Here is a 23,292-nt window from a genome sequence, read left to right as displayed (position 1 = left end):
GGACGTCGCCGACATTCCCCCGCCTGCGTCAGGCCCCAACGCTTCTGGGCCCAACGCTACTGGTACGGATCGCATCCGTGCCTGGCGAAAGGCGCGTCGTGATGCCGGCCAGGTCAAGCTGGAGTTCTGGGTTCCCCAGGGCTGCCGCGACGATGTGCGCGCCGCCGTGCACGCCATCGTCACCGACTCGACGCGCGGTCCCGCTTTACTGAAGACCCAGCTTGCGCCCCGCCGTCATCGCACCACTTCTTCTTCGTCAACCGGAGCCGACCCCCACATGGACGCCGTTATCGAAACCGCCTGGACCGTCCTCGCCATCAAGGCGGCACTGGACGCCTCGACCCTGATCCGCGAGGGGGAAATGACCCTGCGCGTGCTGGAGGGGGCCGACCCCGTCCTGCTGGCGACCATGCACGAGTATGGCGACCTGCCGATCTACCTGTCGGTCGGCGGCGCCCAGATCGTCTGTTCAGTCCTGCTGTGGCCGGTCGCGGAACAGTCCGACACCGCCCGCTTCAACGAGTTCCTGCTGAAGGCCCAGCGCGTGGTGCCCCTGTCGAACTTCGCCATCACCACCGTCGGCGACCAGGACGTCTATGAGCTGATGGGAGAGCTGTCGTCCAAGACGACCTTGCAGACCATACTGATCGAACTGCGCACCCTGGCCGAGAACGCCATCGACGCGACCGAACTTCGCGATAACTTCGCCGCCTGAACCGGAGACCGAGAACCATGTCTATGCTGTCCAAACTCTCCGCCCTGTTCCGCGGCACGGCCCATGACGCCGCGCAAGGCGTCGTCGACCAGAACGCGCTGAAGATCCTCGATCAGGAAATCCGCGACGCCGACACCGCCCAAGGCAAGGCTCGCGACGACCTCGCCGGCCTCGTGGCTCGCCGTCGCATGGCCGAAAACGAGATGGCCTCGTTCCGCGACCAGATCGGCAAGTACGAAAGCTCGACCCGCGCCGCCCTGGGCCAGGGCAAGACCGACCTCGCTCGCGAAGTCGCCGGCCGTATCGCCGAGCTGGAATCCCAGATCAGCGAGCGCGAGCCGGTCATCGAGAACATGAAGGCCGCCGAGACGCGCCTGCGCCAGGCCATCGCCTCGACTGACCAGAAGATCGAGACCCTGCGTCGCGAGATCGACATCGTGAAGGTCAACGAGTCGGTGCAGCGCGCCCAGACCTCGGTCGCCCTGCAATCGGCCGGCGCCCACTCGCGCATCGGTTCGGCCGCCGACAGCCTGCAGCGCATCAAGCAGCGCCAGGCCGTTCAGGAAGAACGCCTGCGCGTCGGTCAGGAGTTCGAGGACAAGCGCACAGGTGCCGACCTCGACGCCAAGCTGAAGGAGGCGGGCATCCTGCCCGGGCATTCGTCGGCCGACGACGTGCTGGCGCGCCTGACGCAGTCGGACGTGACCGTGGTCACGCCGCGCATCGGGCAGGCCACGCCGGACAAAGATCCGGCCTGAACGCCGCGACCATGCAACGCCTCATCCTTCCCGAACGTCCCGACTGGCAGGCCAAGGCCGACAGCCTCGGCTTCACCTGGCACCATATGTCGGGCGAACCCTACTGGACCGACGACGTCGCCTACGCCCTGACCCTTCAGGAGGTGGAGGAGGGGATCGAAACCCCGACCGCCGAACTGCACCAGATGTGTCTCGACCTGGTCGATGAGGCGGTGAAGTCCGAGCGGCTGATGGCGCAGCTCGACATCCCGGAAACGCTCCGCGACTACGTCGCCGACAGCTGGAAGCGGGGCGATCCCTCCCTCTATGGCCGTTTCGATTTCGCCTACGACGGGACGGGTCCGGCCAAGCTCTACGAATACAACGCCGACACCCCGACCTCGATCTACGAGAGCGGAGCCTTCCAGTGGCTTTGGCTGGAGGACCGGATGGCGGACGGCTCGATCCCGGCCGACGCCGACCAGTTCAACAGCCTGCACGAGAAGCTGGTCGCGCGCTTCCGCTCCATCTTCCCCGATGGAGGTTTCGTGCATTTCTCGTCGGTCCGGGACTTCATCGAGGATCGCCAGACGGTCCTCTATCTCGAGGATCTGGCGAAACAGGCGGGGCTGGACCCCAAGTTCGTGGCCATCGGCGACATCGGCCTGAACGCCGACGGTCGGTTCGTGGACGAGGAGAACTGGCTGATCCAGGCCATGTTCAAACTATACCCCTGGGAACAGATGCTGCGTGACGACTACGCCCAGCCTCTGCCGAGCGCCGATGTGCTTGTGCTGGAGCCGGCGTGGAAGTCGCTTCTGTCCAACAAGGGTATCCTGCCGCTGCTGTGGGAACGGCACGCGGGGCACCCGAACCTGCTCGAGGCCTATTTCGAGGACGACCCCAAGGCCTCGGCCCTGTCGTCGGCCCATGTGCGCAAGCCCCTGTTCTCGCGCGAGGGCGACAACATCTCGATCGTGGAGCCGTCCGGCACGGAACGCGGCGATGACGGCGGCTACGACGGGCGCGCCATCCTTCAGGCCATCCACGCCCCGCCGGTCTTCGACGGCCGCCACGCCATCATCGGCTCCTGGGTCGTGGGCGAGGAGGCGGCGGGCATGTCGGTGCGCGAAGACCACGGGCGGATCACCCGCAACACGTCGCAGTTCGTTCCCCATTTCATTCGCGATTGATCCGCATCGGGAGATGCACGCAGCCGCGTAACCGGTTACAAGGCTCTCCACCGAGGGTCTGACGATGCGTCGATGATGCATGTCGCGACCTGACTTCGTCCCTATGACCCCTTATGGGATGGGCCATGAGTGAAGAGCAGACCATGATCGACATGCGTGCGACCGACCGCCGTTCCATCCTGGCCGCAGCCGCCGGACTGGCGACGCTGGGCGCAGCCATGGTGGCGGCCCCCCGTGGCGCTCAGGCCAAACAGGCGGCGGATCTGAACCGCGTCGACGCCTTGATCGCCCGCATGACTATCCAGGAAAAGGCGGGCCAGCTGAACCTGCTGGGCGATCCGTTCCGCTTCCGGCCCATGAACGTGAACCCGCTGGACGGCCAGGGCGACCCCGCGCGCGTCACCCAGATGATTCGCGACGGCGCCGTCGGCAACCTGTTCAACGGCGTGGGCGCCGAGGCGGGCCGTCGTATCCAGAAGATCGCCGTCGAGGAAAGCCGGCTGGGCATCCCGCTCCTGTTCGCCGCCGACATCATCCATGGGCTGAAGACCGTCTTCCCCGTGCCCTTGGCCGAGGCATCGGCCTTCGACGCCGACCTGGCCCGACGCACCGCGCGGGCGGCGGCTCTGGAAGGCGCGGCCTCCGGCATCCATCAGACCTACGCCCCCATGGTCGACGTGGCGCGCGATCAGCGCTGGGGTCGCGGCGTCGAGGGCGCGGGCGAGGACGTCTGGCTGAACGAAGTCCTGGCCGTCGCCCGCGTGCGGGGCTTCCAGGGCGAAAGAGGCCTGGCGGACCGCGACGCTCTTCTGGCCACGCCCAAGCATTTCGCCGCCTATTCCGCCGGTATTGCTGGCATGGAATACAACACGACCGACATGTCAGAGGCGACGCTGCGCGGGACCTTCCTGCCGCCGTTCCGGGCCGCGTTCGACGCGGGCGCCCTGTCGGTCATGACCGCCTTCAACGACCTCAACGGCGTGCCGGCCTCCGGCAACCCCTATCTGTTGACCGAGATTCTGCGGGACGAATGGGGTTTCACCGGCTTCGTCGTCTCGGACTACACGGCCGAGCAGGAGCTGATCGCCCACGGCTTTGCCGTCGACGGGCGCGACGCGGCACGCATCGCCCTCATGGCCGGCATGGACATGTCGATGGTCTCGGGTCTGTTCCTCGAACACATCCCCGATCTGGTCGAGAAGGGCGACGTCCCCCTGGCCCGCGTGGATCAGGCGGTGCGTCGCGTCCTGATGACCAAGGCGGCGCTCGGCCTATTCGACGACCCCTATCGCGGCTGCGACCCGGAACGGGAACGTCTGGTCGTCGGCTCGCGCGAACACCGCGACCTGGCCCGCGAGGCCGGGGTCAAATCCATCGTCCTGCTGAAGAACGAGGACAGCCTCCTGCCGCTGAAGACCGAAGGCCAGAAGATCGCCCTGATCGGTCCCTTCGCCGACGACGTCGAAAACATCTTCGGTCCCTGGACCATCTGGGGCGACGAAACCCGCCGGATTTCTCTGGAGGCCGGCTTCCGCGCCGTCCTGAAGTACGAGGCTGCCCTGACCGTGGTCAAGGGCTCCGACGTCGAGACCGGCGTCCCCGGCGGTATCGAGGCTGCGGTCGCTGCGGCCCAGGCGGCCGATGTCGTCGTCCTGGCCATCGGCGAAAGCGCGCGCATGTCGGGCGAGGCCCAGTCGCGCACCGAGATCGACATCCCCGCGCCTCAGCGCGCCCTCGCCGACGCCGTCGCCGCGACCGGCAAGCCCGTCGTCGTCCTGCTGCGCAACGGGCGGGCCATGGAACTGGCCGGTCCGATCAAGGACGCCGGCGCCATCGTCGTCACCTGGTTCCTGGGCGGAGAGATGGGCCACGCCGTCGCCGACGTCGTGTTCGGCAAGGCCTCGCCGTCTGGTCGCCTGCCGGTCAGCTTCCCGCACCGCTCGGGTCAGCAACCCTACAGCTATGACCACAAGATCACCGGCCGCCCGGCCAACAACGCCCTGGCGTCGCAGGAGTATGTCGCCCGCTATCGCGAGACGACCAACACCGCCCTCTATCCGTTCGGCCACGGCCTGACCTACGGGACGGTGACCCATGGCGACGTGACCCCGGCGCAGGCCACCCTGGACTGGTCCGGCGCGGTCGAGCTTTCGGTCGAGGTCGCCAACACCGGCGACCGCTCTGTCGAGGAGACGGTGCAGCTCTATATCCGCGACCGGGTCGCCGACCTGACCCAGCCGGGCCGTCGCCTGCGCGACTTCAAGAAGGTCGAACTGGCCGCAGGCGAGACCAAGACGGTGACCTTCACCCTGCGTCGCGAGCAGCTGGAATACATCGGGGCCGACGGTCGTCCGACGGTCCAGCCCGGTGCGTTCGACGTGTGGCTGACGTCATCGGCCCAGGCGGGCGAGCCGGCGAGTCTGACACTGGGGCCGCGTTCCGCTTGAACCCGGTGAGGCGAGCGGGCATGGGAATCACATGCTGTCTCGCCTGTTTCCCAATCGACCGGCCCGCAGGACATCTCGCACGCCCGCTGACTGTGTCGTCTGGGCGGTCGGGGATATCCATGGTCGGTCCGATCTCGCCGACCGGCTGATCCAGGCCCTCCGCGCCGACCTGCACGCGGCCGAGGCTACGCGCAAGGTCGTGGTCTTTCTCGGCGACTACGTGGATCGGGGTCTCGATTCCAAGGGCGTGCTGAATCAGCTGTGCAACCTGGCGGCCGACCCGGCGCTGGAAGTCCATTTCATCAAGGGCAACCATGAGGAACGGATGGAGGCCTTCCTGCACGACCCCATGGTCGGCCCGTCCTGGTGCGACTACGGCGGGCGCGACACCCTGGTCTCCTACGGCGTGAACCCGCCGCCGATGCGGGGCGACGCCCAGGCCTGGGCGGAGGCGTCGCGCGCGCTCGCCGAGGCCCTGCCTGAATCGCATCACGACCTTCTGGCGTCACAGGAACTGTCGGTCTCGATCGGCGACTATTTCTTCGCCCACGCCGGTGCCCGGCCCGGTATCGCCCTGCCGGCCCAGTCGCCGGAAGACCTGTTGTGGATCCGCCAGCCTTTCCTCGACCATCCGGCTCCGTTCGAGCAGGTGGTCGTACATGGCCATACGCCGACCGAGGCGGTGCATTCCGACGCGCGCCGCATCGGCGTCGACACGGGCGCCTATGCCACCAATGTGCTGTCGGCCGTTCGGCTGGAGGGCGAGACCCGTGTCCTGCTTCAGGCGACCGGTCGGGCCGGACGCGTGGCGATCACGACCGGCGCCCTGGCGATAGCCTAGGCTCGACCCGCCAGACGGCTCTTGAAGGCGGTCCGCAGGTCGGCCGCGATCAGGTGGCTCAGACTCCACGGCTCGATCAGATAGCGACGCGCCAGCCGCCTGGGATCATGGACGAGGCGGAACAGCCACTCGACGCCCATTGGACCCATCCAGCGGGGTGCAGCCTTCTGCTCTCCGGCCTCATAGTCGAAGGCGGCGCCGACCGAGAAGACGGCGCAGTCGGGAAGGGCGTCCAGGTTGTCGAGGATCCACAGTTCCTGGCGCGGCATGCCCATGCCGACGAACAGGATATGCGGGTCGAACGCCTTCACCTCGGCGACCACCGCCGCGTTGTCGCTCGATCCGGGCGTGGCGACGAAGAAGCCGTTGCGGACCTTGATGTCGGCGTTGGGAAACTCGCTGCTCAGGCGTTCGCGTGCCTGCTCGACGACGGCGGGTTCGCCGCCGATATACATGACGCGCCAGCCCTTGCGGTTCACCAGGCTCCAGAAATGGTCGCGCCAGTCCAGGTAGGTGCAGCGATGAAACGCCTTGCCCTGCAGCCCCAACAGCTTCGCGAAATAGATCAGTGGGGTGGAATCGACCTCCACCAGATCGGCCCGGTCGTAGAACCGCTGAAGCCTCGGCTCCTTTTGCAGCAGGGCCAGGCTGTTCAGGTTGTGGTTGGCGATGACGACCTTGCGACGCGCATCGACCCAGGTTTCGACGTGATGCAGAACCTCTTCGGGACGCACCAGATCCACGGTCTGGCCCAGCAGGCGGACGCGCTCGCGCTGGCGTCTCGCCTTGCGGAACGGCGCGCGCGCCCGCTGTCGCCGATCGACGGCGGCTTCCGGCAAAAGGTAGGGCGACGTGTCGGTCATCGCCCGATCCTGCGGCGAAGACACTCAAGATCGGGTAAGAGGACAGGCTTAACGCGCCGTGCATTCGTGACGTTTTGCACCGCACCATATGCTGAGCTACAGCTTGTCGGCTGTCGCTGGGGGAGAACTCGATGCGCGTTACGATGATTGGCACCGGCTATGTAGGCCTGGTGTCCGGCGCCTGTTTCGCCGACTTCGGCCATACGGTCGTCTGCGTCGACAAGGATCCTTCCAAGATCGAGCGGCTGAACGCCGGAGAGATTCCGATCTTCGAGCCCGGTCTCGAAGCCTTGGTCGCCGAGAACGTCCGTGCCGGTCGCCTGTCGTTCACGCTCGACGGTGCCGAGGCCATCCGTTCGGCCGATGTCGTCTTCATCGCCGTGGGCACCCCGACCCGCCGCGGCGACGGCCACGCCGATCTGTCCTACGTCTACGCCGCAGCCGAAGAGATCGCCGGCCTGGTCGAAGGCTTCACCGTAATCGTCAACAAGTCGACCGTGCCGGTCGGTACGGGCGACGAGGTCGAGGCCATCATCCGCCGCGTCAATCCGGACGCCGATTTCGCCGTCGTTTCCAACCCCGAGTTCCTGCGCGAAGGCGCCGCCATCGAGGACTTCAAACGTCCCGACCGCGTCGTGATCGGCACCGAGGACGAACGCGCCAAGGCGGTCATGGCCGAGGTCTATCGCCCGCTCAGCCTGAACGACTTTCCCGTGGTCTACACCGCCCGTCGCACGTCCGAGCTGATCAAGTACGCGGGCAACGCCTTCCTGGCGCTGAAGATCACCTTCATCAACGAGATCGCGGACCTGTGCGAACAGGTCGGCGCCGATGTGCAGCAAGTGGCCAAGGGCATCGGTCTGGACGGGCGGATCGGCTCGAAATTCCTCAACGCCGGCCCCGGCTATGGCGGCTCCTGCTTCCCCAAGGACACCGTCGCCCTGGTCCGCACGGCCCAGCAGTACGGTACGCCGGTGCGCCTGATCGAAACGACCGTCGAGGTCAATGATGCGCGCAAGAAGGCCATGGCCGACCGCGTCATCGCGGCTCTCGGCGGCTCGGGGCAGGGCAAGACGGTCGGCCTTCTGGGGCTGGCCTTCAAGCCGAATACCGACGACATGCGTGACGCGCCCAGCCTCGACATCGTCCCCGCCTTGATCGCCGCAGGCGTCAAGGTTCAGGCCTATGATCCCGAAAGCATGCACGAGGCCGGAAAGCTTCTGCCCGACGTGGACTATCGCGACGACGCCTACGCAGCGACGGAAGGTGCCGACGCCATCGTCATCCTGACCGAGTGGGACCAGTTCCGCGCGCTCGATCTGGACCGGATCAAGCTCCTGGCCCGCGCCCCGGTCATCGTCGATCTGAGGAACGTCTATCGTCCGGCCGAGATGCGCGCGCGCGGCTTCGCCTACACCAGCATCGGCCGGGGCTGAGCGGCGTGACCGTCATCGTCACCGGTGCGGCCGGCTTCGTCGGCATGCATGTCGCCGAACGTCTGCTGCAGCGGGGCGAGAGCGTCATCGGCGTGGACGAGTTCAACGCCTATTATGACGTCGCCCTGAAGGACCTGCGGGCCGAGCGCCTGGCGGCCTATCCGGCACTCCGCATGGTCCGCGCCGACATCGCCGATGCGGAGGCCATGCACGAGCTAGTCCGGTCTTCTGGCGCGAAGCGGGTGGTGCATCTCGCGGCCCAGGCCGGGGTCCGCTACTCGATCGAGAACCCCTTCGCCTATCAGCGCTCCAATCTTCAGGGCCACCTGTCGATCATGGAGGCCTGCCGCCACAACGGCGTCGAGCATCTGGTCTATGCGTCCTCCAGCTCGGTCTATGGTGATCGGCCGCTGGCGGGGGAGGGATTCCGCGAGGATGACCCGACCGTGTCGCCGGTCTCCCTCTACGCCGCCACCAAACGGGCCTGCGAACTGCTGAGCCAGAGCTACGCCTCGCTCTACGGCTTCCCCCAGTCGGGTCTGCGCTTCTTCACCGTCTACGGACCGATGGGCCGGCCGGACATGGCCTACTTCAGCTTCACTGAAAAGATCATGCGGGGCGACCCGATCGAGGTCTATGGCGAGGGCAGGATGGCCCGCGACTTCACCTATATCGACGACATCGTCGATGGCGTGGTCGGCGTGCTGGACAACCCGCCGCCTCATGGCGGGCACGAGGTCTACAATATCGGTGATTCCAGCCCTGTCGGCCTGATGGACATGATCTCCACGCTGGAAGCGGCGCTCGGCCGCGAGGCGGTCAAGATCATGCGGCCGATGCAGGCCGGCGACGTCACCGCCACCTATGCCGATGTGTCGAAGTTGAACGCCCTGACCGGCTATGCCCCGAAGGTCGCCCTCGCCGAGGGGCTGGGCCGGTTCGTGACCTGGTGGCGGGGCTGGCGCGGGCTGTAGCGCCGTCAGTTTCTGTAAGCTTCGCCTCGCTGTCGCACCGGCCAAGCGGTGCTATATCTGCGCCCCTGGCGGTCGGGTTTCGACCGTGAGCTCGGGGGAGCGTCATGCCGGATCAAGTCACCGTCACCACCAAACAGGGCTGGTTCAGCCGGATCGGCTCGGCCTTCGCCGGCGTCCTGGTCGGCATCGTCCTGATCTTCGCCTGCGTCTGGGGCCTGGCCTGGAACGAGGGCAACGCCGTCAAGGTCGCGCGCGGCCTGACCGAGGGCGCCGGCGCGGTGGTCGAGGCACCCGCGTCCCCGATCGATCCGTCGAACGATCAGAAGCTGATTCACGTCACCGGCCAGACCGCCGTGACCGCGCCGATCGAAGACAATGAGTTCGGCGTCTCCGCCACCGGCCTGAAGCTGGCGCGGACGGCCGAGATGTACCAGTGGCAGGAGGAATCCAAGTCAGAGAGCCGCACCAAGCTGGGCGGCGGCGAAGAGACGGTCACCACCTACACCTACACGAAGGTCTGGTCCGCGACCGCCATCGATTCCAGCGCCTTCAACACCCCGGCCGGTCACGAGAACCCGACCCCGCCCTTCGAGGGCACCGAGATCTATGCGACCGACGCGACCCTGGGCGACTATCAGCTGGAAGAGAACGTCCTCGGCCAGGTCGGTGGTGCCCAGCCCCTCAATCTGACGGATCAGGCCGAGTCCATCGCCGCTGCGATCGGCGAAGCTCCGGAGCACGAGGTCTCGGGCGGGACCGTTTTCATGGGCGAGAATGCCCGCGTCCCCGTCATCGGCGATGTGCGCATTTCCTATGAAGTCACGCCGGCGTCGGAGATCAGCGTCGTCGCCCGTCAGAACGGCGACAACTTCCTCGACTACCGCGCCCGCAACGGCTCGGAGTTCCTGCTTGTCGCTGACGGCGACGTGCCGGCCGGAGACATGTTCCAGTCCGCGCAGGACGCCAACAACGTCGTCGCCTGGATCATCCGCGTCGTCGGCATGATCCTGTTGATGGTGGGCTTCGGCCTGATCCTGGCCCCGTTCGGCGTGCTGGCCGATGTCCTGCCCCTGGCCGGCACCATCGTTCGCATGGGGACGGGACTGATCGGCTTCGTGCTGGGCCTGATCGTGGGCACGGTGACCATCGCCCTGGCCTGGCTCGCCTTCCGTCCGATCACGACGATCATCATCCTGGCCATCGGTGGCGCCATCGCCTTCGCCGTCTACCGGTTCGGCCGCGGCCGTTCGAAGAAGAAGCTGGCGGCCGAGACCGCGGCGGCCTGACGTTTTGATCGCGACATGCTAGGCGGGGAGGGCCATGTCCTCCCCGACCATTCTCCGCCTCCATCCCAATGACGACGTCGCCGTCGCCGTCCGTCCCCTGTCCGCCGGCGAGACCGTCGAGGGCGTCACCGCCACGACCGACGTCCCCGCAGGACACAAGATCGCACTCAAGCCCGTCGCCGTCGGCGGCCAGGTCCGCAAGTACGGACAGGTCATCGGCGCGGCGAGCGCCTCCATCGCGCCCGGCGACTGGGTCCACGTCCACAACCTCGGCGTCGGCGATATTTCGGCCCGCGCTGACACCGGTGTCGTCGCTGGCGTCTCCGCCGCGCCCGCCGAGCCCCGCACCTTCGACGGCTACCTGCGCGCCGACGGCCGGGTCGGCACCCGCAACTATCTGGCGGTGGTCACCTCGGTGAACTGTTCGGCCATGGTCGCCCGCCGCATCGCCCGCGAGGTCGAGGCCCGGCTCGGCGACAGCCACCCGACCATCGACGGCGTCGTCGCCATCACCCACGGCTCGGGCTGCGGCATGGCGTCGGAAGGCGAGGCCATGGACATGCTGCGCCGGACCCTGTCGGGCTATGCGCGCCATCCCAATGTCGCCGGTGTCCTGATGCTGGGGCTCGGTTGCGAGACCAACCAGATCTCCAGCCTGATGGAGGCCGAGGGCATGGAGGGTTCCGCCGATCTCGGCGTCATGGCCATTCAGGACGAGGGTGGTGCCGCCTCCACTATCCAGCGCGGCATCGACCGGATGATGGAAATGGCCGACCGCGCCGCCTCCCTGACGCGCACGCCCCAGCCGGTGTCGAAACTGGTCGTGGGCCTGCAGTGCGGCGGTTCCGACGGCTATTCCGGCATGACCGCCAACCCGGCGCTGGGTTGCGCCGTCGACCTGATCGTCGCCCAGGGCGGCACGGCCATCCTGTCGGAAACCCCCGAGATCTACGGCGCCGAACATCTGCTGACCGGCCGCGCCTCGCCCGAGGTTTCCGCCAAGCTGATGCGCCGCATCGCCTGGTGGGAAAAGCACGTAGAGACCACCGGCGGCTCGCTCGACAACAACCCCTCGGCCGGCAACAAGGCCGGCGGCCTGACGACCATCCTCGAGAAGTCGCTGGGCGCCGTGGCCAAGGCGGGCTCCGCGCCCCTCTCCGCCGTCTATGAATACGCCGAGCCGGTCACGGCCCACGGCCTCGTCTTCATGGACACGCCCGGCTACGACCCCGTTTCGGCCACGGGCCAGATCGCGGGCGGGGCCACCCTGATCTGCTTTACGACTGGCCGGGGATCGGTCTTCGGCGCCAAGCCGGCCCCCAGTCTGAAGCTGGCGACCAACTCCGCGCTCGCCCGTCGCATGCCCGACGATATCGACATCGACTGCGGCCGGGTGCTGGACGAGGGCATGTCGCTCGACGCCCTCGGCGCCGAGATCTTCGAGACCATCCTCGCCACCGCCTCGGGCAAGATCACGGCCTCCGAAGCCCTCGGCTTCGGCGAGGACGAGATCCAGCCCTGGCGCCTCGGCGCGACGATGTAGGCCATAGTCTATCGCCCGTGCACCCCGGCAAAGGCCGGGGTCCAGATGGCTGACTCTGGCGGGCGGCGTCGGTCTCGGTGCCTTATCCCGGCGAAACGCATCCGTGATCTGGACCCCGGCCTTCGCCGGGGTGCACGGTGAGAGGGAAGGCGACGCGGACCCTAGTTCGCCTGGGTCTTCAGGTAGGCGATCAGGTCCGCCCGTCGCTGGCCGTCCTTGATGCCGAGGAAGGTCATTTTGGTGCCGGACACGACTTCGCGCGGCTTCTCCAGGAAGTCATACAGGTGCTGCTCGTCCCAGACGCCGCCCACCGCCGCCATCGCGGTCGAGTAGCGATAGTCCGCCACGGTCCCGACCGGTCGCCCCACGATCGCATGCAGGCTGGGCCCCACCCGGTTCACGCCGGCCTCGACGGTGTGACAGCTGCGGCACTGGCCGAAGGCGACGCGCCCCGCCTCCACGTCCCCGGTCAGCTGGGACACGTCGGCGACCTGGACGACGGGTGTTTCGGGCTTATCCGGCCGTGCAGGCTCGCCGGAACAGGCGGCGAGCGTCAGGGCGGCGAGCGCCGGCGTCAGGACTTTCAAGGCGGTCATCGGCGTCCCCATGGTCGAGCCGCGAGCTAGGCCCGGCCGATCATCCTGTCAACGCGGCCGATGAGCGTCTTGGTGCCGTAACGAACCCGGTCTAAGGCGGGCGCCCGAAGAGCCACGGTGAAACCATGTCCAGACCGATCGTCCGCCTCGCCGCCCTTGTCACGACCTGCGCTCTGGCGAGCGGTGTGATGGCCTCGACGGTCTCGGCGCAGACCCCGGCGACGGCCGCACCGACCAAGCCGACCCTGATCGTGACCATCGTCGTCGATCAGTTCAGCTCCAACCTCTATAACCAGTACCGCGATCGGTTCACCGGCGGCCTGCACACCCTGACGGACCACGGCCTCGTCTACGCCAACGGCTTCCAGCAGCATGCGATGACCGAGACCTGCCCGGGTCACTCCACCATCCTGACCGGCATGAATCCGGCCAGCACCGGCATCCCGGCCAATGACTGGATCGATCGCGCGACGGGTCAAGAAGTCTATTGCCTCGCCGCGCCGGAAAACACGCTCGCCCACGGGCGCAACACCGACAACGGTCCGGTCGGTCCCGGCCAGCTGCGTGCCACGACCCTGGCCGACTGGGTCAAGGCCGACAGCCCGACCAGCCGCGTCTATGCCGTCTCGGGCAAGGACCGGGGCGCCATCAATCTGGCAGGCCACCACGGCGACGGCGTCTTCTGGCTGACCGACGACTTCGGCTTCACCACCTATGTCGAGCCGGGCAAAAGCGCTGAAGACAAGCTTCGCCCGGTCGCCGACCTGAACCGCCGCATCAACGCCCGGTTCGCCGCCTCGGCCCCGAACTGGACCTACACCCGGCCGGAATGCCGGGCACTCGAAGGCGAATGGACGGTCAGCGGCCAGACCTTCCGCGCGACCCTGCCGCCGGTGCGGGGTTTCGAGATCGACACCTCCCCCCTGCTGGACGAACTGACCCTGGAGGCGGCGACCGAGCTTCTGAACAGCCAGGCCCTGGGTCGTCGCGGCGTCGTCGACATGCTGGGCGTCAGCCTCTCGGCCACCGACCGGATCGGCCACTCCTTCGGCACCCAGGGGCCGGAGATGTGCGAACAGATGTACCGGCTCGACGTGGCGCTGGGCGCCTTCCTCGACCGTCTGGCACAACAGCCGGGCGTCGTCGTGGTCCTGACCGCCGACCACGGCGGGTCCGACTTCCCCGAGCGGATGCACGAGCGCGGCTATCATGACGCCGTGCGTGGCGACCCGGCCCTGCTGGGCCGCCTGAACACGACGCTGAAAGGCCGCTTCGCTCTGACGGTGAATCCCATCTCCTACGGCGGCTCCGGTCTCATGGTCGTCGGCGAGGGCAACAGGGAACTGGCCGATCCGCGTCGCGACGAGATCGCCGCCGCCGCCGTCGAACTGCTGCGCGCAGAGGCGAACGTCGCCGGAGCCTGGACGATCGAGGAGGTCCTGGCCTCACCCCTGCCGCGCCCGACCCAAAGCCCGCAGGAGCTGACCCTGCTGGAGCGTCACCGCCTCGGCGCCGTCGAGGGCCGTTCGCCTGACATCGTCGTGGCCCAGTGGCCCAACACCACGACCGTGCCCGGCCGCGCCACCGGCACCCTGTCCACCCATGGCACGCCCTGGGACTATGATCGCGGCGTGCCGATCATCTTCTGGTCGCCGGACCTGCCGGCGGGCCAGGAGCGGTTCTTCCCCGCTCGCACCATCGATATCGCCCCGACCCTGGCCAATCTGATCGGTGTCGCGACGCCGGACGGGCTCGAAGGACGCTGCATGGATCTGGGCGTGTTCGATGCTTCCGCCTGCCCGGTGCCCGCCTCGACCCGGTAACAGAGACTCACTTCCTGTTTCCCGCAGGGAGCCGCCCTTACCCTCGCCGCGTTTCGTTGGCACAACAGCGTCAGGGAAACGCGACCGGCCAACGGGACAATCATGATCAGACAACGCCGCGCGCGCATCGTCGCGACGCTTGGACCGGCCAGCCGCACGCCCGGCATGGTCAAGGCTCTGGCCGAGGCCGGGGTCGATGTCTTTCGCCTCAACTTCAGCCACGGCTCGCATGAGGATCATGCCGCCAACCTGAAGGCCGTGCGCGGCGCCGAGCTGGCGCTGAAACGCCCGCTGGGCGTGCTGGCCGACCTCCAGGGTCCCAAGCTCCGCCTCGGCCGCTTCGCCAATGTCGAGATCTCGGTGAAGCCGGGCCATCAGATGCGCTTCGACCTCGACCCGACGCCGGGCGACGAGACGCGGGTGCAGATGCCTCACCCCGAAATCTTCAAGGCCCTTCGCGAGGGCATGCTGCTGCTGCTCGACGACGGCCGGGTTCGTCTGCGCGTCGGCAAGCGCTCCGACGAGTGGTGCGACGTCACGGTCGAGAGCGGCTCGAAACTCAGCGACCGCAAGGGCGTCGCCGTGCCCGAAGCGATCATTCCCGTTTCGGCCCTGACGCCTAAGGACCGCGAGGACCTGAACTTCGCCCTGCGCATCGGCGTCGACTGGGTCGCGCTCAGCTTCGTGCAGAAGCCGGAGGACATGGCCGAGCTGAAGTCGATCGTGAAAGGTCGCGCCGCCTGTCTGGCCAAGATCGAAAAGCCTCAGGCGCTCGAGGATCTGGAGAGCATCCTCGACTACTGCGACGGCGTCATGGTCGCGCGCGGAGACCTGGGCGTGGAGATGCCGGCCGAAGAGGTCCCCGTCGCCCAGAAGCGCATCATCCGCGCCGCCCGCCAGCGCGGCGTCCCGGTCATCGTCGCGACCCAGATGCTGGAATCCATGACGTCCTCGCCCGCGCCCACCCGCGCCGAGGCCTCCGACGTCGCAAACGCGGTCTATGAGGGCGCCGACGCCCTGATGCTGTCGGCCGAGACGGCGTCGGGCGACTATCCGCTGGAATCCGTCGGCATCATGAACCGGATCATGGAGCGGGTCGAAAGCGATCCCCTGTGGCCCAGCCTGATGGACGCCGAACACGCCGGCATGGAGGGTTTCGACGCCGATGCCCTGGTCGCCGCGGCCAGGAAGGCCGGCGAGGCCCAGTCGACGGGCTGTATCGTCGTCTTCACGACGCTTGGCGGCACGGCGCGGCGCATGTCCCGCGAACGCCCGCTCCAGCCCATTCTCGCCCTGACGCCCAAGCCGGAGACGGCGCGCAGGCTGGCCCTCGTCTGGGGTCTGGAGCCCCGTCTCGGCAAGGAGCCGACCAGCCTGGAGGATGTCACCGAGGACGCGGTCGTTTCGGCCATGGATTACGGTCTCGCCGAACCCGGCCAGCGCATCCTGATCCTGGCCGGCACCCCCTTCGGCGCGCCGGGGGCTGCGAATCTCCTGCGACTGGCGCATGCTCCGGCCAAGAAGGCGAAGCGGTGACCCTTCTCCCCTCGGGGGAGAAGGTGGGCGGCGGAGCCGCTCGGATGAGGGGTCTGGTTCAGCCGGCGTGATCTCGGGTCAGACGGGAATGTGATTTCACAGCCCCCTCATCCGTCTCGCTCCGCGAGCCACCTTCTCCCCCGAGGGGAGAAGGCCCGTATCTCGATGATCAAATACCTCGGCTCCAAGCGGGCCCTGCTGGATCCGATCGCCGCCGCCGTCCGCAGCCTGCTGCCTGACGGAGGCCACGTCTGCGACCTGTTCTCCGGCACCGCCCGGGTCGGTCACGCGCTGAAAGGCGCCGGCTTCCAGGTCTGGTCCAACGACCACAACGCCTACGCCCATGCCCTGGCCACCGCCTATGTCCAGGCCGACCGTAACGTCTGGGCCGACAAGGCCGCCGCCGTCCTCGCCGATCTCTCCGCCACGCCCGCGTCCCCCGGCTGGTTCACAAAGGCCTTCTGCGAGGACGCCCGCTATTTCACGCCGGAGAACGGTGCCCGCATCGACGCGATGCGCGAACGGATCGAGGCCATGGGGCTCGAACCCGAACTCAAGGCCATCGCCCTCGTCAGCCTGATGGAGGCCGCCGACCGGGTGGATTCCACGGCCGGTTTGCAGATGGCCTACATGAAGTCCTGGGCCGCGCGGGCGCTCAAGCCCCTGGAACTCCGCATGCCGGCCCTCCAGCCCGCCGCCGCCGCCGGACCCTGCCGCGCGACCCAGGCCGATGCGCTGGAAACGGCGGCGGCTTTCGACGGCGACCTCGTCTATCTGGACCCGCCCTACAACCAGCACTCCTACCTGGGGAACTACCACGTCTGGGAAAGCCTGATCCTGTGGGACCGGCCCGAGACCTATGGCATCGCCAACAAGCGGATCGACGTGAAGACGAGGAAGAGCGCCTTCAACTCCCGCCCCGGCATCGGCCCGGCGCTGCAATCCGTGATCGAGGCCATCCGCGCCCCCAACCTGATCGTCTCCTTCAACGACGAGGGCTATCTGAGCCGCGATCAGCTGGTGGAGATGCTGTCGGCGCGCGGCCATGTGCAGGTGGTCGAGATCCCGCGCCCCCGCTATGTCGGCGCCCGCATCGGCATCCATAACCCCAAGGGCGAGAAGGTCGGGGCCGTGGGGCGTCTGCGCAACGTCGAATACCTGTTCGTCGTCACCGAAAGGCCCGTCGCGATCGCAGCTTGACGGTTCCGGGAACGCGGCGCTCATTGTGTCGTTAAAGCGGCATGGAAGAGCTGATCATGACCCAGGGCCAAGGTATCACCACGCGTCCCGGCGCCATTCGCGACGCCCGAAGCCGGGCGTTGAACGCCTACCAGACCGCCGCCTGGCGCGCTCCGGGCCAGACCCGGTTCGACAGCCGTCTGGCCAATGACTTCCTGTCGCGCGCCGAAGGCATCGCCCCGACCTATCGCGCCGAGCCGGTCGCAGCCGAGCCCATGCCGGGCTGGATCGTCGTCGTGGTCGGAGGCCTGTTCGCCGCCCTGCTTGGCGTGTTTCTGGGCGGCGCCCTCGCCGTCTAGGCTTCGAGCAAGGCCCTGATCGGCGCCCAGCTCTTCCGGTGAATGGGGCAGGGACCCATGGCCTTCAGCGCCGCCTGATGCACCGGCGCATTGTACCCCTTGTGCGAGGCGAAGCCGTAGCCGGGGTATTCGGCATCCATGGCGATCATGATCTCGTCCCGCGCCGTCTTGGCCAGGATCGAGGCCGCCGCGATCGACAGCGACAGCCCATCGCCGCCCACCGCCGTCTCGACGTCGCAGGGCAGTTTGAAGCGGTAGTTTCCATCCACCAGGGCCGCCTTGGGCTGGACGCTCATCGCCTCGATCGCCCTGCACATGGCCAGGCCGGTGGCCTGCAGGATGTTCAACTCCTCGATCTCTTCCGGCGACGCGAACCCGACGCCCCAGGCGACGGCGCAGCGCTTGATCTCGACCGCCAGCGCCTCGCGCCGCCCGGCGGTCAATGCCTTGGAATCGTCGATGCCTTGGGGAATGTCGTCCGCCGACAGGATCACCGCCCCGGCAGACACCGGCCCGGCCCACGGCCCGCGCCCGGCCTCGTCCACACCGCACACCAGCCCCCCGACCCGCTGGGCCAGCAGGGTCTCGAGCGTCAGCGTCGGGAACGCCTTGGCGGGTCTCCTGGCACTCTTCACTCTACTCACCGTGCACCCCGGCGAAGGCCCCGCCCATAGCCCGGACCTCTTCACAGCGGAAGCAGCCTGCGACGTGATCGTTCACCATTCCCGTCGCCTGCATGAAGGCATAGACGATCACCGGGCCGCAGAAGTTGAAGCCCCGTTTCTTCAGCGCCTTGGCCATGGCGACCGACGCCTCCGTCTGGGTCGGAATGTCGCCGCCGACCCGCTCGCCCTGCACCGGCGCCCCGTCCACGAACGACCAGAGCCAGGCGGAGAAGTCCTCGCCGTTGTCTCGCATCTCGACGAAAATTCGCGCGCCCTTGATCGCCGCCTCGATCTTGGCGCGCGAGCGGATGATGCCGGGATCGGCCATCAGGCGTTCCCGGTCTGCATCGTCGAACTTCGCCACCACATCGGGATCGAAGTCGGCGAAGGCGGCCCTCAGCGTCTCGCGTTTCCTCAGGATGGTGATCCACGCCAGCCCGGCCTGGAACCCGTCCAGCACCAGCTTCTCCCACAGGGCGCGAGCGTCATGCTCCGGCACGCCCCATTCTGTGTCGTGGTATTCGACATACAGCGGGTCGGTCCCGCACCAGGCGCAGCGTCCGAGAGATTCGGTCATGCCCCAGCCTACCACGCTCCGGACAAGCGAAAGCCCGCCTGCGTTTCCACAGACGGGCTCCCTTGGTCGTGACAGCGATCTAGGTCGTGCGGAACGCGGCCGGGCCGTTCAGGCCTGCGGGGAAGAAGCCCCCGGCGGTCGTGCCCGCCACGGCGTTCAGATAGACGATGTTCAACACCTGTCCGACGCTGCGGCTGTAGGCCAGACCATTGGGGTCGGTCGGGACGATGTTGGACGCCGCGGCATTGCCCGTGCCCGTCGCGGTGATGCCCTGGTCGAGGTCGCTCGACCCGTCTAGGCTGTCGCGAGCGTTGGAGATGGCCAGGGTCGGCGTCTCCAGGCCCTTGGCGGTCAGGACGGTGCGGACCAGACCGGCGTGATAGGCCTCGACGGCCAGCAGACCGGCGGCGGCTTCCAGGAAGACCTTGGAGGTCACCAGGGGCGATGCGCCCTTGTAGGCCGTGACGCCGACGTCTTCGAAGATGAAGGCGCCCAGCAGGAAGTTGTTGTCATTCAGATAGGGGTCGAACGCCTGGCCGGGTCCGACCAGACCGGCGGCGCGGGCGGCGTTGGAGAAGGCGCCGGTCGGGCTGGTGCCGACGTCGATGGCCGGTTGGGCCACGGCGGCGCTGCCCAGGGCGGTGCGCAGGAAGTTGACGTGGGCGATTTCATCGGCCGCGATTTCGTTGGCGTAGCGACGGACCAGGGGGTCGGTGAAGTTCACCTGACGTCCGCCGGTCACCGCGCCTTGCGTGCCTGCGCCGCCCAACGAGCTTTGCGGCAGGCCGGTTCCGAAGGCTGCATAGGAGTAGAACTGGGCTTCCAGATACTCGAGCTGCAGCGCGAAGTTCAGGATTTCGACGTCGAGATTGACCGCGCCGGCCGGCGGGTTCTGCGCCACGGCCGTGTCGCTGGAGCTGGAGCAGGCGCCCAGAACCGCGCCGCCGACGGCGCCGACGGCGAAGCCGCCACCCAGTTTGAAGAAGTTGCGTCGGTCGTTGCGACGTTCGACCCGCTGGTCGAGGGCGTCCATGATCTGATCGTTTTTAGACATGCTGAAAATCCTGCGTCGAAGAGCCCGTTCCGCAGGAAGATACTCGGCAGGGCCGCGACGGTTGCACCGCGCGACACAGATTCTCCTTATTTCTAAGGGGATTAGTCGAGGCTGAAAGTTTCAGCCTTCACTTCATTTGAGCGGGTCACGGCAGAAACGGCGGACGCCCAACCTGGACTGTACGCCCGCCGACAGTCAGAATTCCGTCCAGACGATCAAGCCGAACCAGGGCCATCGCGGCCTCGTCGCGACCCGTCAGCACCTCGCCCGCCCTGAGCTCTCCGTTAAGGACCTCGGCGCCCGCTTCGGGGGCCGGCCCGTCGAACGTCAGCGGCAGCATCCGCTTCTTGATCTCTCCTCGCCGCTTCATGCGCGAAGTCGTTTCCTGGCCGACGAAACAGCCCTTGGCGAAGTCTATGCCGTTCAGCAGGTCGAAGTTGGCCTCGATGGGATAGGTCCCTTCGTCGGCGTCGCGGGCCGGATCGGGAACCCCGACCGCCAGCCGGTGCGCGCTCCAGTCGTCCTCGCTCGCGGTCGCCAGGCCCGCGCCGATCGCACGCCCGCCCAGCGTGGCCGTGCGCGGATCGGTGACGAACCCCTCGGCCACGCCGGGCCAACTGGCGAACACCGGCCGGTCGTCCGCCGCAACCTCGACCTTGGCGCGCAGCCTGTACATCGACAGCCGCTGCATCAGGGCGTCACGCCTGTCCGCCGCCACGTCCAGCACCACCGCCTCATCCTCGCCCCACAGGAACAGGTCGAACAACAGCCGTCCCGGCGGCGACAGCAGGGCTCCGAACCTCAGGTCGCCCTTCGACAGGGTCTCGACGTCCTGGGTCAGCAGATTGTGCAGGAAGGGTTTGGCATCCGGTCCGCTCGCCCGGATCAGGGCGCGACTGTCGAGGCGGGCGATGCGTTCGGTCATGCGGGACAGATAGGGCGCGACAGTGGAAAAGGGGAGGGCCCCGCCTCACACCCGCCACGAGAGAATCCGTATACGGTGCACCCATGACTGCCCGCTTTCCCATTCTCTACATCGCCGAGGCCGAGGCGGAGGCCGCCGTCCTGTCCTCGGGCGCGCTCGCCCATCTGGTCGATGCCGTGCCGCACGCCGAGTTCACCATCGTCGGATCCGCCGCTTCCGCCCCCCTGTTCGCCGACACGCCGCGCCTGCGTCGCCTGATCGTGCTGGACAAGACCGGCCGCTGGGACTGGATCGCCCTGTGGAACCAGGTCCGCGAGACCAAATGGGGCCTCGTCGTCGACATGCGCGGCACCAAATTCTCCGAGCGGCTGCGGCGCCAGAAGCGGGCCGTGCGCGACGCGGACCTGCCGGGCCTGCACTGCGTCGAACAGGCCGCCCGCATCCTCCAGCTCGACGACATCCCCGCGCCGCACCTCTTCTTCGGCGAGGAAAGCCACGCGGCCGCCGACGCCCTGATCGGTCCCGACACTACCCCGCTTCTGGCGGTCGGCCCCGGCGCCGACTGGATCGGCAAGCGCTGGCCTTCCGAACGCTTCGCCAAGGTCGCGGCGGCTCTTCTCGCCGACGACGGCCCGCTGGCCGGCGGTCGCCTGATGATCGTCGGCGAGGACGCCGACCGCGACGCCGCCCACACCATTCGCCTGGCCGTCCCCCGCAACCGCGTCATCGAACTCCAGGGCAAGCTGACCCGGCTCCAGACCGCCGCCGCCCTGTCGCGCGCGGCGCTCTACGTGGGCAACGACTCGCTCTGGACCCAGCTGGCCGTCGCGGCCGGCGTGCCCTCCGTCGCCGTTTTCGGACCATCGGACGACCGTCTCGTCGGCCCCTGGCAGGGCGTCTCGATCCGGGGCGAGCGGTCGATGGACGAGTTCAAGGCCGTTGATCCGCGCCTGAACCAGGCCATCCACCACATGCTCGGACTGCCCGCCGACCGGGTGCTGCGCGCCGCCAAGGGGCTGCTCGCGAAAAAAACTGTGTCCGACAAACAGGCGCCCTCCAAACCTGACGTATAATGGGGCCAGAGGGTCCGATCATCCGGACGCTTCGAACGCTTCGGACGCTTCGGACGGTGTTTTCACCTCCACCCGCAACCGAACGCTTCGGACGCTTCGGACGCATCGGGCTGTGTTTCACGGACCGGACCGCCCATGACCCAGACCTTTGACCTGATCGTCCGTGGCGGCAAGGTCGCCAACCACTCCGGGCGCGGCCCGGCCGATGTCGGCGTCCGCGACGGCAAGATCGCCTTCATCGGCGACCTGGGCCAGGCCTCGGCCGGCGAGATCGTCGACGCCTCCGGCCTGACCGTCATCCCCGGCATCATCGACACCCAGGTCCACTTCCGCGAGCCGGGCCTGGAGTGGAAGGAAGACCTGGAGACGGGCTCGCGCGCGGCGGCCCTCGGCGGCGTCGTCGCCGTGTTCGAGATGCCGAACACCAACCCCAACACCACCGATCCGGCCACGCTGGAGGACAAGCTCAACCGCGCCCGCGACCGGATGTGGACCGACCACGCCTTCTACATCGGCGGCACCCACGGCAACTCTGCCCATCTGGGCGAGCTCGAGCGTCTGCCGGGCTGCTGCGGGGTCAAGGTCTTCATGGGCGCCTCGACCGGCGACCTTCTGATCGCGGACGACGACGGCGTGCGCGAGGTTCTGAACGCCGTCTCCCGCCGCGCCACCTTCCACTCCGAGGACGAATATCGGCTGGCCGAACGCCGCGAACTGGCCCGCACCGGCGACTGGACCAGCCACACCGACGTCCGCGACGCCGAGAGCGCCATCCTGTCCACCCGCCGCCTAGTCCGCCTGGCGCGCGAGGTCGGCAAGCGGATCCACGTCCTGCACGTCTCGACGGCGGAAGAGATCGAGTTCCTGGCCGACCACCGCGACATCGCCTCGGTCGAGACCACGCCCCAGCATCTGACCCTGGACGGCGACGAGGCCTATGAGCGGCTGAAGGGCTACGCCCAGATGAACCCGCCGATCCGCAACCGTCCCCACATCGACGGCCTGTGGCGCGGCATTCAGCAGGGCGTCGTGGATGTCCTCGGCTCCGACCACGCCCCGCACACGAAGGAGGAGAAGGCCAAGCCCTATCCGGCCTCGCCCTCGGGCATGCCGGGTGTCCAGACCCTGGCCGCCGTCATGCTGACCCATGTCGCCGAGGGCCGCCTGTCGCTGGAGCGGTTCATCGACCTGACCTCGGCCGGCGCCCAGCGCATCTTCAACATCGCCGGCAAGGGCCGGATGGCCGAGGGCTGGGACGCCGACCTGACCCTGATCGACCTCAAGGCCACCCGCACCATCTGCCACGAGGACCAGGCCAGCCGCTGCGGCTGGACCCCCTTCGACGGCTTCGAGGCCAGGGGCTGGCCCATGAAGACCATCGTGCGCGGCCGGGTCGTCATGTCGGACGGCGAACTGGTCGGCACGGCCCACGGCCGCCCGGTGCGGTTCCAGGAAACCTTGTCGGTCTAG

At 67.9% G+C, this 23,292-nt stretch carries 21 protein-coding genes; 15 read left to right on the top strand and 6 right to left on the bottom strand.

Translation table 11 applies throughout. The features are described 5' to 3' along the window. The first annotated feature begins 277 nt into the window (after positions 1-277). From ACW171_RS08760 to ACW171_RS08740, 5 genes are all read left to right on the top strand, one after another. Positions 278-715: a YjfI family protein gene (locus ACW171_RS08760; RefSeq protein ID WP_492092791.1), complete on the top strand. Its 438-nt coding sequence runs from the start codon at positions 278-280 to the stop codon at positions 713-715. 17 nt (positions 716-732) lie between these two features. After that, positions 733-1,473 (top strand): PspA/IM30 family protein, encoded by a 741-nt coding sequence (locus ACW171_RS08755; protein ID WP_492092790.1) that lies wholly within the window; start codon positions 733-735, stop codon positions 1,471-1,473. Positions 1,474-1,484: 11 nt separating this feature from the next. Next, positions 1,485-2,645 (top strand): glutathionylspermidine synthase family protein, encoded by a 1,161-nt coding sequence (locus ACW171_RS08750; RefSeq protein ID WP_492092789.1) that lies wholly within the window; start codon positions 1,485-1,487, stop codon positions 2,643-2,645. Positions 2,646-2,788: 143 nt separating this feature from the next. After that, a complete protein-coding gene (locus tag ACW171_RS08745; protein ID WP_492092788.1) occupies positions 2,789-5,092 on the top strand; it encodes a glycoside hydrolase family 3 N-terminal domain-containing protein in 2,304 nt (767 codons plus the stop codon). Positions 5,093-5,123: 31 nt separating this feature from the next. Further along, positions 5,124-5,933, top strand: a complete 810-nt coding sequence (locus tag ACW171_RS08740; protein WP_492092787.1) for a metallophosphoesterase family protein — start codon at positions 5,124-5,126, stop codon at positions 5,931-5,933. Here the strand turns inward: ACW171_RS08740 and ACW171_RS08735 are convergent. After that, positions 5,930-6,796, bottom strand: coding sequence for a WecB/TagA/CpsF family glycosyltransferase (locus ACW171_RS08735; protein ID WP_492092786.1), 867 nt, complete (start codon positions 6,794-6,796; stop codon positions 5,930-5,932). The genes ACW171_RS08740 and ACW171_RS08735 overlap by 4 nt on opposite strands. 131 nt (positions 6,797-6,927) lie before the next feature. Here ACW171_RS08735 and ACW171_RS08730 point away from each other — a divergent pair, with 131 nt between their 5' ends. The 4 genes from ACW171_RS08730 (at position 6,928) to ACW171_RS08715 (ending at position 12,035) form a co-directional block, all read left to right on the top strand. Continuing rightward, positions 6,928-8,232, top strand: coding sequence for a UDP-glucose dehydrogenase family protein (locus ACW171_RS08730; protein WP_492092785.1), 1,305 nt, complete (start codon positions 6,928-6,930; stop codon positions 8,230-8,232). Positions 8,233-8,237: 5 nt separating this feature from the next. Then, positions 8,238-9,206, top strand: coding sequence for an NAD-dependent epimerase/dehydratase family protein (locus ACW171_RS08725; protein ID WP_492092784.1), 969 nt, complete (start codon positions 8,238-8,240; stop codon positions 9,204-9,206). 104 nt (positions 9,207-9,310) lie between these two features. Continuing rightward, on the top strand, positions 9,311-10,492 hold the full coding sequence (locus tag ACW171_RS08720; protein WP_492092783.1) for a TMEM43 family protein: 1,182 nt from the start codon (positions 9,311-9,313) through the stop codon (positions 10,490-10,492). 34 nt (positions 10,493-10,526) lie between these two features. Then, a complete protein-coding gene (locus ACW171_RS08715) occupies positions 10,527-12,035 on the top strand; it encodes a UxaA family hydrolase (RefSeq protein WP_492092782.1) in 1,509 nt (502 codons plus the stop codon). Between the two features lie 161 nt (positions 12,036-12,196). Here the strand turns inward: ACW171_RS08715 and ACW171_RS08710 are convergent, their stop codons facing one another. Beyond that, on the bottom strand, positions 12,197-12,631 hold the full coding sequence (locus tag ACW171_RS08710) for a c-type cytochrome (protein WP_492092781.1): 435 nt from the start codon (positions 12,629-12,631) through the stop codon (positions 12,197-12,199). 125 nt (positions 12,632-12,756) lie between these two features. Here ACW171_RS08710 and ACW171_RS08705 point away from each other — a divergent pair, with 125 nt between their 5' ends. The 4 genes from ACW171_RS08705 to ACW171_RS08690 all read left to right on the top strand — a co-directional run bounded on the left by ACW171_RS08705 (position 12,757) and on the right by ACW171_RS08690 (position 17,528). Further along, positions 12,757-14,454 (top strand): alkaline phosphatase family protein, encoded by a 1,698-nt coding sequence (locus ACW171_RS08705; RefSeq protein WP_492092780.1) that lies wholly within the window; start codon positions 12,757-12,759, stop codon positions 14,452-14,454. 102 nt (positions 14,455-14,556) lie between these two features. Continuing rightward, on the top strand, positions 14,557-15,990 hold the full coding sequence (pyk, locus tag ACW171_RS08700) for a pyruvate kinase (RefSeq protein WP_492092779.1): 1,434 nt from the start codon (positions 14,557-14,559) through the stop codon (positions 15,988-15,990). Positions 15,991-16,155: 165 nt separating this feature from the next. Continuing rightward, a complete protein-coding gene (locus tag ACW171_RS08695; protein WP_492092778.1) occupies positions 16,156-17,190 on the top strand; it encodes a DNA adenine methylase in 1,035 nt (344 codons plus the stop codon). Between the two features lie 56 nt (positions 17,191-17,246). Continuing rightward, complete coding sequence (locus ACW171_RS08690) at positions 17,247-17,528, top strand: hypothetical protein (protein WP_492092777.1); 282 nt, start codon at positions 17,247-17,249, stop codon at positions 17,526-17,528. Here ACW171_RS08690 and rnhB read toward each other — a convergent pair. The 4 genes from rnhB to ygfZ form a co-directional block, all read right to left on the bottom strand. Continuing rightward, positions 17,525-18,163, bottom strand: coding sequence for a ribonuclease HII (rnhB, locus tag ACW171_RS08685; protein WP_492092776.1), 639 nt, complete (start codon positions 18,161-18,163; stop codon positions 17,525-17,527). The genes ACW171_RS08690 and rnhB overlap by 4 nt on opposite strands. A 1-nt stretch (position 18,164) precedes the next feature. Further along, positions 18,165-18,770: a DNA-3-methyladenine glycosylase I gene (locus ACW171_RS08680; RefSeq protein WP_492092775.1), complete on the bottom strand. Its 606-nt coding sequence runs from the start codon at positions 18,768-18,770 to the stop codon at positions 18,165-18,167. Positions 18,771-18,849: 79 nt separating this feature from the next. Beyond that, the gene (locus ACW171_RS08675) at positions 18,850-19,824 is read right to left on the bottom strand and encodes a ferritin-like domain-containing protein (RefSeq protein WP_492092774.1); all 975 of its coding nucleotides are present in this window, start codon (positions 19,822-19,824) and stop codon (positions 18,850-18,852) included. A 145-nt stretch (positions 19,825-19,969) separates the two neighbouring features. Continuing rightward, positions 19,970-20,749, bottom strand: coding sequence for a CAF17-like 4Fe-4S cluster assembly/insertion protein YgfZ (gene ygfZ / locus ACW171_RS08670; protein WP_492092773.1), 780 nt, complete (start codon positions 20,747-20,749; stop codon positions 19,970-19,972). 83 nt (positions 20,750-20,832) lie between these two features. On the opposite strand from ygfZ, the gene ACW171_RS08665 reads away from it, so the two are divergent. Both ACW171_RS08665 and ACW171_RS08660 read left to right on the top strand, forming a co-directional pair. Then, positions 20,833-21,822, top strand: coding sequence for a glycosyltransferase family 9 protein (locus tag ACW171_RS08665; RefSeq protein WP_492092772.1), 990 nt, complete (start codon positions 20,833-20,835; stop codon positions 21,820-21,822). Positions 21,823-21,957: 135 nt separating this feature from the next. After that, positions 21,958-23,292: a dihydroorotase gene (locus ACW171_RS08660; protein WP_492092771.1), complete on the top strand. Its 1,335-nt coding sequence runs from the start codon at positions 21,958-21,960 to the stop codon at positions 23,290-23,292.

It is taken from the genome of Brevundimonas sp. FV1ye28 (assembly GCF_058681135.1).
Note: the sequence above shows the minus strand (reverse complement) of the source record. Positions and strands in the feature narration are given on the sequence as shown.

Bases quoted from the DNA above. Each gene is read 5' to 3' on its own strand.
- ACW171_RS08690 (WP_492092777.1), top strand. From the start codon at position 17,247: ATGACCCAGGGCCAAGGTATCACCACGCGTCCCGGCGCCATTCGCGAC.
- ACW171_RS08705 (WP_492092780.1), top strand. From the start codon at position 12,757: ATGTCCAGACCGATCGTCCGCCTCGCCGCCCTTGTCACGACCTGCGCT.
- ACW171_RS08755 (WP_492092790.1), top strand. From the start codon at position 733: ATGTCTATGCTGTCCAAACTCTCCGCCCTGTTCCGCGGCACGGCCCAT.
- ACW171_RS08745 (WP_492092788.1), top strand. From the start codon at position 2,789: ATGATCGACATGCGTGCGACCGACCGCCGTTCCATCCTGGCCGCAGCC.
- ACW171_RS08740 (WP_492092787.1), top strand. From the start codon at position 5,124: ATGCTGTCTCGCCTGTTTCCCAATCGACCGGCCCGCAGGACATCTCGC.
- ACW171_RS08720 (WP_492092783.1), top strand. From the start codon at position 9,311: ATGCCGGATCAAGTCACCGTCACCACCAAACAGGGCTGGTTCAGCCGG.
- pyk (WP_492092779.1), top strand. From the start codon at position 14,557: ATGATCAGACAACGCCGCGCGCGCATCGTCGCGACGCTTGGACCGGCC.
- ACW171_RS08730 (WP_492092785.1), top strand. From the start codon at position 6,928: ATGCGCGTTACGATGATTGGCACCGGCTATGTAGGCCTGGTGTCCGGC.
- ACW171_RS08760 (WP_492092791.1), top strand. From the start codon at position 278: ATGGACGCCGTTATCGAAACCGCCTGGACCGTCCTCGCCATCAAGGCG.
- ACW171_RS08710 (WP_492092781.1), bottom strand. From the start codon at position 12,631: ATGACCGCCTTGAAAGTCCTGACGCCGGCGCTCGCCGCCCTGACGCTC.
- ACW171_RS08680 (WP_492092775.1), bottom strand. From the start codon at position 18,770: ATGACCGAATCTCTCGGACGCTGCGCCTGGTGCGGGACCGACCCGCTG.
- ACW171_RS08735 (WP_492092786.1), bottom strand. From the start codon at position 6,796: ATGACCGACACGTCGCCCTACCTTTTGCCGGAAGCCGCCGTCGATCGG.
- ygfZ (WP_492092773.1), bottom strand. From the start codon at position 20,749: ATGACCGAACGCATCGCCCGCCTCGACAGTCGCGCCCTGATCCGGGCG.
- ACW171_RS08675 (WP_492092774.1), bottom strand. From the start codon at position 19,824: ATGTCTAAAAACGATCAGATCATGGACGCCCTCGACCAGCGGGTCGAA.
- ACW171_RS08695 (WP_492092778.1), top strand. From the start codon at position 16,156: ATGATCAAATACCTCGGCTCCAAGCGGGCCCTGCTGGATCCGATCGCC.
- ACW171_RS08665 (WP_492092772.1), top strand. From the start codon at position 20,833: ATGACTGCCCGCTTTCCCATTCTCTACATCGCCGAGGCCGAGGCGGAG.
- ACW171_RS08750 (WP_492092789.1), top strand. From the start codon at position 1,485: ATGCAACGCCTCATCCTTCCCGAACGTCCCGACTGGCAGGCCAAGGCC.
- ACW171_RS08715 (WP_492092782.1), top strand. From the start codon at position 10,527: ATGTCCTCCCCGACCATTCTCCGCCTCCATCCCAATGACGACGTCGCC.
- ACW171_RS08660 (WP_492092771.1), top strand. From the start codon at position 21,958: ATGACCCAGACCTTTGACCTGATCGTCCGTGGCGGCAAGGTCGCCAAC.